This window comes from Acidimangrovimonas sediminis (assembly GCF_002871005.1).
In the GTDB taxonomy this organism is placed as follows: domain Bacteria; phylum Pseudomonadota; class Alphaproteobacteria; order Rhodobacterales; family Rhodobacteraceae; genus Acidimangrovimonas; species Acidimangrovimonas sediminis.
The window spans coordinates 1-14157 of the sequence record NZ_PHSN01000014.1 but is presented as its reverse complement, the minus strand read 5'-3'; the positions used below and the strand labels follow the sequence as shown (position 1 = coordinate 14157).

The window sequence follows — 14157 nt, the reverse complement described above, 5'->3', positions numbered from 1 at the left end:
GAGATCCCATGCAGATCATCAAGGGCCGCGACGCGAAATCCGCCTCGGAAAGCCGGGGGCCGACCTTCACCGGCCAGGTCTGGGCCGATCCGGTGATGCCCACGGCGGACGGCGTCACCATCAACAACGTGTTCTTCACGCCGGGCGCGCGCACCCATTGGCACACCCACGAACAGGGCCAGATCCTTCAGGTCGTGGCCGGGCGCGGCTATGTCTGCAAGGAAGGCGAGCCGCGGCACGAGATCCTGCCGGGTGACACGGTCTGGATTCCCGCCGGGGAACGCCACTGGCACGGCGGGGCAGAGGACAGCTATCTCCTGCACACCGCCATCTCGCTGGGCAAGACGGCGTGGGAAACCGCGGTGACCGACACCGACTACAAGGGCACCGAGAAATGAGTGCGGACGGATCCCCAGACCTGCGCGCCGGGGTCGAGGCCGACCTTGGCTACTGGGACGAGACGCAGGAGGCGCTGGCCGCGCTGTCCCCCGGCTTTCTCGATGCCTGGTACCGGATGGCGCGGGTGCCGGTCCGGCGCAACCTGCTGGGTGCGAAGGACCGCGCGCTGATCGGGCTGGCCGCGTCTGCCGCGGCGACCCACCTTTACGGGCCGGGTATCCGCCGGCAGGTGGCCAACGCCCTCGACGCGGGCGCCAGCGCGGAAGAGATCATGGAGACCCTCCAGCTGACCGCGACGCTGGGGATCCATGCCTGCAACATCGGCGTGCCGCTCCTCGTCGAGGTGCTGGAGGAAGCGGGGCTGCGCGATGGCCCCGCGCCCCTGACCGAGCGGCAGGAAAAGCTGAAGGCCGATTTCACCCGCGATCGCGGATACTGGCACAGCTTCTGGAATGATTTCCTCGAGCTAGACCCGGATCTCTTCGAGGGCTACCTCGACTTTTCCGCCTATCCCTGGCGCCACGGCGTGCTCAGCCCCAAGATGCGCGAATTCGTCTACTGCGCCTTCGACGCGGCGGCCACGCATCTCTATGTGCCGGGCCTGAAGATGCACATGAAGAACGCCGTGGGTTACGGCGCCAGCGCCGCCGAGATCATGGAAGTGCTGGAGATCGTAAGCCTGATCGGCATGCACGGCGCCGAGGCCGGCGCGGTCGCGCTGCAAGAGGAACTGGGGCGCCGCGGGGCAGGCTGACGCAGCCCCACCCGCAAGGGTTGCGACCGCACGGGCGGCGATGATACACAGGACTTTCATCATATTGTCCGACAGAGTACGCGCATGAGCACCCGCATCGCCGCCCTCCAGCCAGAGACCCTGCGCCGCCAGGTCGAGGACGCCTTGCGCCAGGCGATCCTCTCGGGCCGCTATGCCCCGGGCGAGCGGCTGGTGGAGCGTGAACTGTGCGAGGCGCTCGGCGTCAGCCGCACCTCGGTGCGCGAGGCGCTGCGCAAGCTCGAGGCGGAAAAGCTGGTGCGCATCATCCCCCACAAGGGGCCCATGGTCGCCAGCATCGGGGTCGAGGAGGCGCGTGAATTGTACGCGCTGCGCGGCCTGCTGGAAGGATACGCGGCGCGGGAATTCGCCCTCAACGGCAGCCCCGGCGCGCTGGCGGAATTCGGCCGCGCGGCCTCCCGCCTGCGCGAGGCCGCCGCCACGGGCGAGACCGAGCGCGTGCTGGAGGCAAAGGGCAAGCTTTATGACATCATGCTGGGCCATTGCGGCAACGCCCTGCTGCGCGAAGTGCTCCAGAGCTTTTATTCGCGCATCAATCTGCTGCGCGCGACCTCGCTGATGCATCCTGACCGCCTGCCGCACAGCCTGTCGGAAATCGACCAGCTGGCTGCCGCGCTGGCCGTGCGTGATGCCGACGAGGCGCAGCGCCTGGCGTCGCTCCACGTTGCGAACGCCTGCGATGTGGCGCTGCGGATGTTGAGTGAAGCCGTGACCGCGCCGGCCCAAACCTGACAGCAGGCATCGCCGCGGGGCAGTGCCAGGCCGATGAACAAGCGCGGCCGTGATATTGGGGGGGGCCGCCTGCCGCTGGGTTGTGCGCGGGCGGCGCGCTTTGCCCCGATGTCCGCCCAAGCGCGGAACGCATCTGTCCGGACGGTGCGGCGGTGATGGCCGGGGCCGGTGTGAGGGGCCGGTTCGACCCGCGCCTCAGGCGATCTCCACCGAGGTGGTCATGATCGAGGGGTCGATGCCGTGCGCGCGCGTCGCCGCGCGGATCACGTCGGCCACTTTCTGGGCCGCCAGCGACGGCGGCCGGGAGGCCGGGATCAGCATCCACAGCGTCATCGTGGTCAGCGGCAGCAGCGGCCGCTTGACCAGCTGGTCCGTGCTGTAGCCGAGCCCCACGAAGGACGGCACGATCGACACGCCGGCCCCCCCGGCCACGAAGTCGCAGGCGGTCTCGGACATCGGCACCTGCACCACGCTGCGCTTCTCGACCCCGCGCAGCTGGAACGCCCGGTCGATCGTCATGATCGAGCAATCGTCGCGCTGCAGCCCGACGAAGGGTTCGCCGCGCAGGTCGTCGATGCGGATCACCTTGCGCTGCGCCAGCGGATGCGCGGCGGGCAGCGCGCAGACCATGGCGAAACGCATCAGAGATTCCGAGGTGACGTCGGCATGGTCGAACGGCTGCACCGTCAGGCCGATGTCGATCTGCTGGCTTGCCACCAGCTCGGCGACTCGCGGGCTGGAGTAGGAGCTGAGCGAAACATGCATCTTGCGCTGGCTTTTCATGAAGGGCGACAGCGCATGGGCCAAAAAACGGGCAGAGAGCGCCGGCGGCGCCGCGACGGAGACCTCGCCCCATTCGCGGTCGCGCACCGCCCGGGCAAGCTTCTGGATGCGCTCCGTGCCGGAAAAGAGCCGCTCCACCTCGGTTGCCAGAAGCCGCGCGTCGGCGGTCGGAAGCATCCGCCCGCCGGACCGGGTAAACAGCTTGAACCCACAGGTTTCCGAGAACGATTTCAATAACTTGCTCACCGCTGGCTGTGAAACCCCCAGCCGCTCCGCCGCCAGCGTGACAGACCCGGTTTCCATCACCGCGTGAAACGCCTCGAGCTGCCGGACATTCATCGAGGCCATCGGACGATCCCCTTTCCACTATAACCTGTGTTCATATTGGTCCGCCTTTTACGAATTTGACAATCATGAATCGACAGCCCTCCCTGAGCTCCGAAGCGGCAGGTTTCCAGACCGCGGACGAATGCGATGACAGGAAGGTGCAAGATGAGAAACTTCAGATATGTGCTGGCGGCGCTGCTCGTCGCGGCGGCCCCGGCGGCTCAGGCCAAGGTGCTGACGGTCTGCCTCGAGGGGGCGCCCGAGATCTTCAACCCCGAGCTCACCAACAGCGGCACGACGATGACCGTGCTGGGCCAGATCTACGACGGGCTGGTCTCGGTCTCGCGCGGGGGCTCGACGCTGGAGCCGGCGCTGGCCGAAAGCTGGAGCGTGTCGAAGGACGGCCTGACCTACACGTTCAAGCTGCGTCACGATGTGGCGTGGCAGTCGAACGCCGCGTTCAAGCCGACCCGACCGTTCGACGCCGATGACGTGATCTTCACCTTCGACCGGATGACCGATCCGAAGAACCCCTATCACGACGTCTCGGGCGGCAATTACCCGACCTTCAACGCCAAGCTGAAGGGCAACATCGCCAAGATCACCAAGGTCGACGACTACACCGTCGCCTTCACCCTGAAGAAGCCCGACGCGGCCTTTCTGGGGACCATGTCGCACGGCTCTCTCGGCATGACGTCGAAGGAATATGCCGATGCGATGGCAAAGGCCGGCACGCCCGAGAAGTTCGACCAGGATCCGATCGGGACCGGGCCGTTTCGCTTCCAGGCCTACCAGACCGACTCCATGGTGCGCCTGATCCCGTTCAAGGGGACGTGGGGGGCGAAGATCGGCGACAAGAACCGCACGCCGGAGGTGGACGCGGTCGTGATGGCGATCTCGGGCGATGCCTCGGTCCGGTTGCAGCGGGCGCTGGCGGGGGAATGCCTGATCAGCCTTTATCCGAATCTTTCCGACAAGGCCCAGATCGACAAGGCGCCGAACCTCGAGGCCGTGCGCACCAAGGTGCCCTCGACCGGATTCCTGCACTTCAACGTCAAGAAGAAGGAGCTTGAGAACGTCAAGGTCCGGCGCGCGCTGGCCGAGGCGATCGACATGAAGAGCCTGGTGAAGGTGGTCTACAACGGCATGGGTCATGTCACCGGGGCCGTGGTGCCGCCCTCGCTCTGGGGTTTTGCCAAGGACATCGGGCCCTACAAGTACGACCCCGAGGACGCAAAGAAGCTTCTGGCCGAGGCGGGCTATCCCAAGGGCTTCTCCACCGATCTCTGGGCGATCCCGGTGTCGCGTCCCTACATGCCGAACGGCAAGCGGGCGGCCGAGATGATCCAGGCGGACTGGGCCAAGATCGGGGTCAAGGCGAACATCAAGACCTATGAATGGGCCGAATACATCAAGCGGGCGCAGCATCACGAGGCGGACGTGGCGATGTTCGGCGGCATCTATGACTTTCCCGATCCCAGCCAGATCCTGAACAACTACCTCAGCTGCTCGGCCGACGGCACGCCTGCGCCCTCGAACATCGGGTCGTGGTGCGATCCGAAGTTCAACAAGCTGCTGCGCGAGGCCGGTGCGATCACCGACAAGGCCAAGCGCACCGACCTTTATCACCAGGCGCAGGAAGAGGTGCACGCGCAGGTGCCGGTCGTCGTGCTGGGCGGCGCGGACACCATCACCGCGGTCAACAAGTCGGTGCACGGCTTCGTCCCGGCGGTCTTCGGATCGTCGCGCTTCTCGGGGGTGACGGTGCAATGAAGGTCGTGATCGTCGGCGCCGGGATCCTTGGCGCCAGCACCGCCTATCACCTTGCCCTCCAGGGGCACGCGGTGACGGTGATCGACCACGGGCACCAGGGCAAGGCGACCATGGCGGGGGCGGGCATCGTCTGCCCCTGGGCGACCAAGGTCGAGGATCCGGTCTGGTACCGGATGTATGCCGCGGGTGCGCGCTATTACGAGGCGATGATCGCCGATCTCGCGGCGCGGGGCGAAACCGACGTGGGCTACCGCAAGACCGGGGCGCTTGTCACCTCGGAGATGCAGGCCGATTACGACGCGGCGGGCGAGCGGCTGGCCGCCCGCACCGCCGACGCGCCGGAATCCGGCGGTTTCCACGAGATCCCGCCCTCCGAGGCGCAGAAGCATTTCCCGCCGATCAACCCGGACTACAAGGCCTTCTTCGTGCCCGGCGGGGCGCGCGTGAACGCCCGCCAGCTGGCGCCCGCGATGCTGCGTGCCGCGGTGGCGCTGGGGGCCGAGGTGATCAGCGATTACGCCACTCTCGACGTCGAGGGGGGCAGGGTGCGCGTGCGCGACGGCCAGCGCGCCGAGATCCCGGCCGACCGCGTGGTGGTGACCGCGGGTGCCTGGGCGCAGCAGATCCTCGGGCCGCTGGGGCTGGCCCATCCGGTGGTGCCGCAGCGCGGGCAGATCCTGCATTTCGGTCTTCCCGGGGTCGAGACCGCGCATTGGTCGGTGCTGCTGCCGATGGCCAGCCATTACCTTCTGGCCTTCGACGACAGCCGGGTCGTGGTCGGCGCCACGCGCGAGGACGGCGCGGGCTTCGATTACCGCGTGACCGCAGCGGGCCAGCACGAGGTGCTGAGCGCGGCCCTGCGCTATGCCCCGGGTCTAGCCCGCGCCAGCCTGATCGAGACGCGCATCGGCTTTCGCCCGGCCGGCCCCGACTTCACCCCGATCCTCGGCGCGGTGCCGGGGATCGAGGGGCTGATCCTCGGCAATGCCCTGGGCGCGTCGGGGCTGACGATCGGGCCTTTCGCCGGGCGCCAGCTGGCGCGCCTTGCCTCCGGGGAGGCCCCCGAGGTCGACCTGACCCCCTATGCGCCCGGGGCCTGAGCCCCCGGTGCCGACTTCCGCCGAACTTCGCCGAACCTCAAGGAAATCAGACAGATGATCGAACGCAAGAACCCCCGCCCGCACCTTCATGGTGGGGTGATCCACAATGGCGTGCTCTATGCCTCGGGGCACGCCGCCACCGATATCGGCCTCGACATCGCGGGCCAGACCCGCGAGATCTGCGACAAGCTGGACGCGCTGCTGGCCGCCTGCGGCAGCGATCGGACGCGGATCCTTCATGCCCGGGTCTACCTTTCCGACATGTCGAAGAAGGCCGAGATGAACGAGGTCTGGATGGGCTGGATCCCGGCCGAGCATCTGCCATCGCGCGCGGCGATCGGGGTGGCCGATCTCGGCGATCCGCGCCGGCTGATCGAGGTGGTGATCACCGCCGCGGTGGACTGACCGGCCAGACCTCAACACGCGGGGCCGCGCCAGTGGCCCCGTCCAACGCCCCGGATCCCCCCCGAATGCCGAATTTGCCCGCATGCTGAATTTCATCGTCCGCAAGATCGCGATGCTGATCCCCACGCTCTTCGGGATCACCATCGTGTCCTTCGGTTTCATCCACCTGCTGCCGGGCGACCCGGTGACGCTCATGGCCGGCGACAAGGGCATGACCGTGCAGGAACACGCCGCCGCGATGGCGCGGCTGGGCCTCGACCGGCCGCTCTGGCAGCAGTACCTCGGCTATCTGGGGCAGCTGGCGCATGGCAACCTCGGGACGTCGCTGGTGACGCACCGGCCCGTGCTGAACGACTTCCTGACCTTCTTTCCCGCCACGCTGGAGCTGTCGATCTGCGCCATGGTGCTGGCGGTGGTGATCGGCATGCCCCTGGGCGTGCTGGCGGCGGTGAAGCGGGGGACGTGGTTCGACCAGCTGTCGATGTCGACCGCGCTGGTGGGCTACTCGATGCCGATCTTCTGGTGGGGGCTCCTGCTCATCGTGCTGTTCGCGGGGGTTCTGCACTGGGCGCCCGTCTCGGGGCGGATCTCGCTCATGTACTACTTTCCGCAGCCCACCGGCTTCATGCTGATCGACAGCCTGCTGTCGGGCGAGCCCGGCGCCTTCAGGTCTGCCGTGGCGCATCTGGCCCTGCCGTCGATCGTGCTGGCGACGGTGCCGATGGCGGTGATCGCGCGGCAGTCGCGCTCTGCAATGCTCGAGGTGCTGGGGCAGGATTACGTGCGCACCGCCCGGGCCAAGGGGCTGGCGCCCGGGCTGGTCGTGGGGCGGCACGCACTGCGCAACGCGCTGATCCCGGTGGTCACGGTGGTAGGGCTTCAGGTCGGCGCCCTGATGACCGGGGCGATCCTGACCGAGACGATCTTTTCCTGGCCAGGCATCGGCAAGTGGATCGTCGATGCGATCTCCAGCCGCGACTACCCGGTGGTGCAGTCGGGCCTCCTGGTGATCGCGACCATGGTGATGCTGGTCAACCTCGTCGTGGATATCCTCTATGCCGTCATCAACCCCCGTATCCGCCATGCCTGATCCCCGCATCCCCGCCCTGGGCGGCACGCCCCGACGCCCCGGCGCCCGCGAGGGCACCGCCCGCGCGGCCTTCGCCGCCTTCTGGCGCAGCTTCCGGCAGAACCGCAGCGCGGTGCTGGGCCTTGGCGTCGTGGCGGCGCTGTTCCTCGTGGCGCTGTTCGCCCCGCTCCTCGCGCCGCACGACCCGGTGACGCAGTTCCGCGACGCTCTCCTGCTGCCGCCCGCATGGGAGAAGGGCGGGCGCACGGCCTATCTTCTGGGCACCGATCCGCTGGGCCGCGACATCCTCTCGCGGCTGATCATGGGCGCGCGGACCTCGCTGATGATCGGGCTTGTGGTCGTGGTGGCGGCGCTCAGCATCGGGATCACGCTGGGCCTGATCGCGGGTTATTTCGGCGGCTGGCTGGACGCGGTGATCATGCGGGTGATGGACGTGGTACTGGCCTTTCCGTCGCTGCTGCTGGCGCTGGTGCTGGTGGCCATCCTGGGGCCGGGGCTGATGAACGCGATGATCGCCATCGCAGTGGTGCTGCAACCGCATTTCGCCCGGCTCACCCGGGCCAGCGTGATGGCCGAGAAGGGCAGCGAATACGTCATCGCGGCACGGATCGCCGGCGCCTCGACCCCGCGGCTGATGCTGCGCACGATCCTGCCCAATTGCCTGTCGCCGCTGATCGTGCAGGGCACGCTGTCGTTCTCGACCGCGATCCTCGACGCCGCGGCGCTGGGGTTCCTGGGCCTCGGTGCGCAGCCGCCGACGCCGGAATGGGGCACGATGCTTGCCGACGCGCGCGAGTTCATCCTGTCCGCCTGGTGGGTGGTCACCATGCCGGGTCTGGCGATCCTGATCACCGTGCTGGCGATCAACCTCTGCGGCGACGGGCTGCGCGACGTCCTCGACCCCCGTCTGAAACGGAGCTGACATGCCGCTTCTGGAGATACGCAACCTCTCGGTCACCTTCGACACCGCGGACGGCCCGCTCGAGGCCGCCATCGGCATCGACCTGCATGTCGACGCGGGCGAGGTGCTGGCCATCGTCGGCGAGAGCGGGTCGGGCAAGTCGGTCGCGATGCTGGCGGTGATGGGGCTTCTGCCCGACACGGCGACGGTGCGCGCCGACGCGATGCGCTTCGACGGGACCGACCTGCTGGCGCTGTCACCCCGGGCGCGGCGGCGTCTCATTGGCCGCGAAATGGCGATCATCTTCCAGGAACCGATCGCCTCGCTCAACCCGTGCTTCACCGTGGGGCTTCAGGTGGGCGAGGTGCTGAAGACCCATCAGAAGCTGGGCCGCGCCGCCCGCCGCCGCCGCATCGTGGAGCTGTTCCGTGCCGTGGGCCTGCCCGAGCCGGAGGCGAAGCTTGCCGCCTATCCGCACCAGCTTTCCGGGGGGCAGTGCCAGCGGGTGATGATCGCGATGGCGATCGCCTGCGCCCCCCGCCTTCTGATCGCGGACGAGCCGACGACCGCGCTGGACGTCACCATACAGAAACAGATCCTCGACCTACTGATGGATCTTCAGGCCCGGACCGGCATGGCGATGATCATGATCACCCACGACATGGGCGTGGTGGCCGAAACCGCCGACCGCGTCATGGTGCAGTACCGCGGCCGGACGCGGGAGGAGGCCGATGTCCTCAGCCTCTTCGCGGCGCCGAAGGATGCCTATACGCGGGCCCTTCTCGCCGCGCTGCCGGAGCGGGCGGGTGGAGGGAGCGACCTGGACGGCGTGGCCTTCACCGAGGAGGAGGGGGCATGAGCGCGCCGGTCGTCCTGAAGGCGCGCGGCCTTGTCCGCGACTACCCGGGCCGCGGCGGAATCCTGCGGGCCGCGCCACCGTTCCGCGCGCTCAAGGGCGTGGACCTGACGCTGGCGCGCGGCCAGACCCTTTCGGTCGTGGGCGAGAGCGGTTGCGGTAAGTCCACACTGGCGCGCATCCTTACCCTGATCGACCCGTTTACCGACGGCACGCTGGAGATCGACGGCGAAAGCGTCGACATCGCCCGCGCCCGGCCCGATGCGGTGCTCCGGCGCAAGGTGCGGATCGTGTTCCAGAACCCCTACGGCTCGCTCAACCCGCGCCAGAGGGTGGGGGCGGCACTGGAGGATGAGCTTGCGCTGAACACCGATCTGCCGGCCGCCGCGCGTCGCGAACGGGTGGGCGACATGCTGGAACGCGTGGGCCTGACCCGCGACCATGCGGGGCGCTATCCGCACATGTTCTCGGGCGGGCAGCGCCAGCGCATCGCCATTGCCCGGGCATTGATGGTGCATCCGGCGATCCTGATCCTCGACGAACCCGTCAGCGCGCTGGATCTGTCGGTGCAGGCGCAGGTGCTGAACCTTCTGGCGGCGCTTCAGCGCGAGATGGGGCTGGCCTATGTCTTCATCAGTCACGACCTGTCGGTGGTGCGCCGGATCTCTGATGAGGTGATGGTGATGCGCGCGGGCGAGGTGGTGGAACGGGGCCCGGCCGAGGCGCTGTTCACGGCGCCGGAACACCCCTTCACCCGGCAATTGCTGGCGGCCACCCCCTCGACCGACGTCGATGCCATCCGCAGCCGGTTGGCCGCACGCCAGGCGGCCCGGGCCGACGCCAACACAGTTACGCACGACAGGGAGATGCCCGAATGACCGAAGCGCGCGAAGACGTCCGTCGCGACGACCGCTATGCCACGCGCGAGAAATACGCCTCGCTGGTGGGGATCCGGCGGCAGGCGCGGCAGAACCTGTCCGATCAGGTCTGGAACTACATGCATTGCGGCACCGGAGACGAGGTGACAGCACGGGCGAATGTCTCGGCCTTCGATGCCTACGTCTTCGAGACGCCGCTGTTCGCCGGGATCTCGAACCCCGACACAGGCACCCGGGTGCTGGGGCGCGACTTGTCCTTCCCGGCCTTCACCGCGCCGTTCGGCGGGGGCGAGACCCTGTTCCACCCCGACGGAATGCTGGCGGTCGGGCGCGCCGCCCATGCCGCCGGGATCGCCCAGATGGTGCCGGTCGCGGCGGGCCATTCGCTCGAGGAGGTGGCCGGGGCAAGCCCCGCGGCGGCGGTCTTCCAGATGACGTTCTGCGGCGAGGAGACGGCGGTCATCGACATGATGCACCGCGCCAAGGCCGCGGGCTACGGCCATATCTGCGTGACCTACTCGCCGATCCGCCAATGGCGCGAGCGGATGATGGAGGATCGCTTCTCCATGCCCGGGGCGGGGACGCCCTCGAACTTCGGGCCGGGGAAATCCGACGATGCGATGCTGCGCGAGCTTCTGGATTTCACCCGTCCCCGCTGGGACTGGGCCAAAGCCGCGCGGGTGATCGCCGAGGCACCCTTGCCCTGCATCGTCAAGGGCGTGAACAGCCGCGTGGATGCCCGCGCCGCGCTGAAGGCCGGGGCGGTCGGGCTTTACGTCTCGAACTATGGCGGCCGCACGCTGGACCGCGAGCCCGCCTCGATCACCACGCTGGCCGAGGTCCGCGACGAGGCCGGTCCCGATGTGCCGATCGTCTTCGACAGCGGTATCCGGCGCGGCAGCGACATCGCGACCGCACTGGCGCTTGGCGCCGACGCGGTCTGCCTCGGGCGGATCGCGGCGCTGGGGCTGGCGGCGGATGGCGAGGCCGGGGTCAAGCGCACGCTCGACCTTCTGCGCGACGAATTCTGGACGACGCTGGGCCACCTTGGCTGTTCGCGCGTGTCGGACCTGTCGCCTGCGGTCTTCCGGTCGATGCCATGAGGATCGTCGTCGTCGGCGCGGGCGCCATCGGGGCGAATATCGCCTATCGCCTGGTCTGCGAGGGAGGCGATGTGACGCTGGTCGATCCGGCGCCCGGGGCGGGTACCTCGCGGGCGTCGTTCTCCTGGCTCTCTACCTTTCCGCAGGTCGCCTGGCCCGAGCCCGCCGGACAGGCGCGCCTGAGGCTGAGCGTGAATGACCGCTTCGACCGGCTGCACGAGGCGCTTGGCGGCGACTGGCTGGACTGGTCGGGCACGCTGACCTTTGCCGAGGCCGTCCCCGGGTTCGATGCGGCGGTCGCGGGATGCCGCGCCGCGGGGATCGCGCTCGACCTGCTGGATGCCGCGGAGATCGCCGAACTGGCCCCCGAACTGCGCCCCGCCCCGGATGCGCGCGCGGCGCTGGAACTGCGCTCGGGCTGGGTCGACGCGCCACGGATGATCGACCTCCTCGTGCGGAACTTCCAAAGCCTCGGGGGCCATCTCCTTCGGGGCGAGGTGGCGGCGATTTCGCGCCGTGGCGACCGGGTGACGGGGGTGGAGCTGCGCGACGGCCGTACGCTTGAGGCGGATATGGTCGTGCTGGCGACGGGGGCCGCGACACCCGCCGTCGCGGCGATGGCGGGCCTTGCGATCCCGGTCTCGCTGGCGCCGGGCGTCATGCTCTATGCCGGTGCCGGGCGCGAGGGGCTGCCGCGGCAAGTGGTCAACGGCGCCGCATGGCTCGCGCGTCCCGATTACGATCACGGGCTGGCGCTGCACTGGCGGGGCGAGTCCCTGACGCGGAGCCACGCGCTCAACGGTGCGTCGGCCGCCGGGATGCTTGCCGATATCGCCCGGACGATCCCGGCCCTCACCGACGTTCCGCTCTCGGACGTCCGGATCGGCATTCGGGCGATGCCGACGGGCGGCCCGGTGATCGGCGGTCTGCCCTGGCTTGCGGGCCTCTACCTGGCCGTATCGCACGGCGGTATCGGCTGGGGGCCCGTCTGGGCGGAGCTTGTCGCGCGCGAGATCCTGCAAGGCGAACGCGTGGCGGATCTGGCAGAGATGAGGCCGGCACGGTTCTACGCTCGGGACGCGTCCGATGGCTGATCCGGGGGCCCGACCACGGCGTTCCAGGGGGGCGTGAGGAGGGCGCCCTTATGGGGTGACAGCCTCCCTCGCTGTCATTTGGCCTCTTGCCCGTGGTCCTCTGCGAACTGGCGTGCGGCAAGCAGCACCGGCATCAGCGCCTCGCCACGGTCGGTCAGCCGGTATTCCACCCGCGGGGGCACTTCGCCGAAATCCGTCCGCCGGATCAGCCCGTCCGCCTCAAGCTCCCGCAGGTGCTGGGTCAGCATCTTCTGCGAGACGTCCGGGATGTCGCGCAACAGCTGGGAGCTTCGCAATACCTCGTCCGCGTAGAGGCGAAACAGGATCGGCAGCTTCCATCGTCCGCTGATCATCCGCAGGCAGCGGGTCACATGCGCCACCGCGCCATCCGGCCCGAGGCAGGCGCTTCGGTCCGGTTCGGGGACAGGCACCTTTTGGTGCGTTCTTGCGGCATCCATAGCGGCGCTCCTACATCACGGGCTCAGGATAAGAGGAGCCAGATCATGGATCTATACCTTCACGGGAAGATTGCCCTGGTGACCGGCAGCAGCAAGGGCATCGGCGCCGGGATCGCACGGGGGCTGGCCGGGGAAGGGGCCATCGTCATCGTTCATGGCCGCGACGCGGATCTGGCCTGCGGCGTGGCGAGGCAGATCCGCGAGGCCGGCGGAACGGCGCATGTGGTGACCGGGGACCTGACGGACGAGAGGCAGGTGGATGCGATGCTGGCCGAGGCCCGGGCGGTCGCGGGGGAGATCGAGATCCTCGTCAATAACGCGGGTGGCTCCGGCGGTGGTTCCGACTGGGGCACGACCGAACCCGGGGCCTGGGCATCGACCTATGACGCCAACGTGCTGGCGGCCGTGCGCGTGGCAAAGGCCGTGCTGCCCCAGATGCGCCGTGCCGGGTGGGGGCGGATCATCAATATCTCAAGCCTCGCCGGGCTGATGCCTCCGGCGGCGAACCCGGATTACTCCGCCGCCAAGGCGGCGATGCTGGCGATGTCCGCCTCCATGTCCAAGGCCGTCGCGGCCGAGGGGGTGACGGTGAACACGGTGTCGCCCGGCACGATCCACAGCGAGAAGCTCGATGCCAGGTTCCGCGAGGTGGCACAGCAGCGGGGCGTCGCGCCCGGCGCCCCTTGGGCCGAGGTGGAGGCCGCCGTCCTTCCGCTCTTCGCGGAGGTGCCCATCGGGCGCGTCGGCACGCTGGAGGAAATCGCGGATGCCGTCGCCTTCCTCGCCAGCCCGCGCGCCTCCTACATGACGGGCGCGAACCTGCGTCTGGACGGGGGAATGCTGCCGACGATCTGACGCGCGCGTGCACGCCCCCATGATCACGATCGAAAGGAAGCAGGAATGAGCATCTTCGACCACATCAGCCTCAAGACCACCCGCCTTGCGGAGATGCAGCGCTTCTACGAAGCCGCACTTGCGCCGCTGGGGATAGAGATGAAGTTCCATGTCGACCGCCCCGGGGGCGGCGTCGCCGGTTTCGGCCGCGATTGGGTCGAGTTCTTCATCGGCGGCGCAGAGGGGACGGAGCCGCCCCCGATTCACATGGCGTTTTGTGCCAAGGACCGCGAAGAGGTGGCGGCGTTTCATGCGGCCGCGCTGTCCGCGGGTGGCACGGACAATGGCGCACCGGGCCTGCGCCCGAAGTACCACAACGCCTATTATGCCGGCTTCGTCATCGACCCGGCCGGAAACAACGTGGAAGTGGTCCACCAAGGCGCCGGCTGAACCTCAGGGCCGTCAGGCCACATTCGGCGGCACCCGCGCGCCCGGGTGGTTGCGACGGGTGCCTGCCCGATCGCCGCGCCGGCCCTTTTGGGTGCAACTGGTCAACGGGAGCAACGAAGCCGGGGCGGCCCGGCGGTTTGTCTCGTGCGGCGGGCTCATCCGTTGTAATCGGCATCCTCGA

General features: G+C 68.7%; 16 protein-coding genes. 14 read left to right on the top strand and 2 right to left on the bottom strand.

Translation table 11 applies throughout. The features are described from left to right. The first annotated feature begins 8 nt into the window (after positions 1-8). From CVV76_RS13660 to CVV76_RS13650, 3 genes are all read left to right on the top strand, one after another. On the top strand, positions 9-398 hold the full coding sequence (locus CVV76_RS13660) for a cupin domain-containing protein (RefSeq protein WP_102225229.1): 390 nt from the start codon (positions 9-11) through the stop codon (positions 396-398). After that, entirely contained in the window at positions 395-1153 is a 759-nt protein-coding gene (locus tag CVV76_RS13655) for a carboxymuconolactone decarboxylase family protein (RefSeq protein WP_102225228.1), read from the top strand. The genes CVV76_RS13660 and CVV76_RS13655 overlap by 4 nt, the downstream gene beginning before the upstream one ends. A gap of 84 nt (positions 1154-1237) precedes the next feature. Next, the gene (locus tag CVV76_RS13650; RefSeq protein ID WP_102225227.1) at positions 1238-1924 is read left to right on the top strand and encodes a GntR family transcriptional regulator; all 687 of its coding nucleotides are present in this window, start codon (positions 1238-1240) and stop codon (positions 1922-1924) included. Between the two features lie 195 nt (positions 1925-2119). Here CVV76_RS13650 and CVV76_RS13645 read toward each other — a convergent pair whose 3' ends face one another. After that, positions 2120-3055 carry a LysR substrate-binding domain-containing protein gene (locus CVV76_RS13645; protein WP_199178602.1) on the bottom strand — a complete coding sequence of 312 codons (936 nt, stop codon included), beginning with the start codon at positions 3053-3055 and terminating at the stop codon, positions 2120-2122. Positions 3056-3199: 144 nt separating this feature from the next. Between CVV76_RS13645 and CVV76_RS13640 the strand changes: the two genes are divergently transcribed. The 9 genes from CVV76_RS13640 to CVV76_RS13600 all read left to right on the top strand — a co-directional run bounded on the left by CVV76_RS13640 (position 3200) and on the right by CVV76_RS13600 (position 12234). Beyond that, positions 3200-4807, top strand: a complete 1608-nt coding sequence (locus CVV76_RS13640; protein ID WP_102225226.1) for an ABC transporter substrate-binding protein — start codon at positions 3200-3202, stop codon at positions 4805-4807. Beyond that, on the top strand, positions 4804-5907 hold the full coding sequence (locus CVV76_RS13635; protein ID WP_102225225.1) for an NAD(P)/FAD-dependent oxidoreductase: 1104 nt from the start codon (positions 4804-4806) through the stop codon (positions 5905-5907). The genes CVV76_RS13640 and CVV76_RS13635 overlap by 4 nt, the downstream gene beginning before the upstream one ends. A 54-nt stretch (positions 5908-5961) precedes the next feature. Further along, the gene (locus CVV76_RS13630) at positions 5962-6312 is read left to right on the top strand and encodes a RidA family protein (protein ID WP_102225224.1); all 351 of its coding nucleotides are present in this window, start codon (positions 5962-5964) and stop codon (positions 6310-6312) included. Positions 6313-6394: 82 nt separating this feature from the next. Next, positions 6395-7402, top strand: a complete 1008-nt coding sequence (locus CVV76_RS13625; protein WP_102225223.1) for an ABC transporter permease subunit — start codon at positions 6395-6397, stop codon at positions 7400-7402. Beyond that, the gene (locus tag CVV76_RS13620) at positions 7395-8324 is read left to right on the top strand and encodes an ABC transporter permease subunit (protein ID WP_102225222.1); all 930 of its coding nucleotides are present in this window, start codon (positions 7395-7397) and stop codon (positions 8322-8324) included. Before CVV76_RS13625 ends, CVV76_RS13620 begins: the two co-directional genes overlap by 8 nt. Before the next feature lies 1 nt (position 8325). Next, on the top strand, positions 8326-9162 hold the full coding sequence (locus CVV76_RS13615; protein WP_102225221.1) for an ABC transporter ATP-binding protein: 837 nt from the start codon (positions 8326-8328) through the stop codon (positions 9160-9162). Then, positions 9159-10037 carry an ATP-binding cassette domain-containing protein gene (locus CVV76_RS13610; protein WP_102225220.1) on the top strand — a complete coding sequence of 293 codons (879 nt, stop codon included), beginning with the start codon at positions 9159-9161 and terminating at the stop codon, positions 10035-10037. The genes CVV76_RS13615 and CVV76_RS13610 overlap by 4 nt, the downstream gene beginning before the upstream one ends. Continuing rightward, positions 10034-11140: an alpha-hydroxy acid oxidase gene (locus tag CVV76_RS13605; RefSeq protein WP_102225219.1), complete on the top strand. Its 1107-nt coding sequence runs from the start codon at positions 10034-10036 to the stop codon at positions 11138-11140. The genes CVV76_RS13610 and CVV76_RS13605 overlap by 4 nt, the downstream gene beginning before the upstream one ends. Continuing rightward, positions 11137-12234: an NAD(P)/FAD-dependent oxidoreductase gene (locus CVV76_RS13600; protein WP_102225218.1), complete on the top strand. Its 1098-nt coding sequence runs from the start codon at positions 11137-11139 to the stop codon at positions 12232-12234. The genes CVV76_RS13605 and CVV76_RS13600 overlap by 4 nt, the downstream gene beginning before the upstream one ends. A gap of 74 nt (positions 12235-12308) precedes the next feature. Here CVV76_RS13600 and CVV76_RS13595 read toward each other — a convergent pair whose 3' ends face one another. Continuing rightward, a complete protein-coding gene (locus CVV76_RS13595; RefSeq protein WP_102225217.1) occupies positions 12309-12692 on the bottom strand; it encodes a winged helix-turn-helix transcriptional regulator in 384 nt (127 codons plus the stop codon). A 45-nt stretch (positions 12693-12737) separates the two neighbouring features. Here CVV76_RS13595 and CVV76_RS13590 point away from each other — a divergent pair, with 45 nt between their 5' ends. After that, entirely contained in the window at positions 12738-13547 is an 810-nt protein-coding gene (locus CVV76_RS13590; RefSeq protein WP_102225216.1) for an SDR family NAD(P)-dependent oxidoreductase, read from the top strand. A 45-nt stretch (positions 13548-13592) separates the two neighbouring features. Next, positions 13593-13976 (top strand): VOC family protein, encoded by a 384-nt coding sequence (locus CVV76_RS13585; protein WP_102225215.1) that lies wholly within the window; start codon positions 13593-13595, stop codon positions 13974-13976. Positions 13977-14157 lie beyond the last annotated feature (181 nt).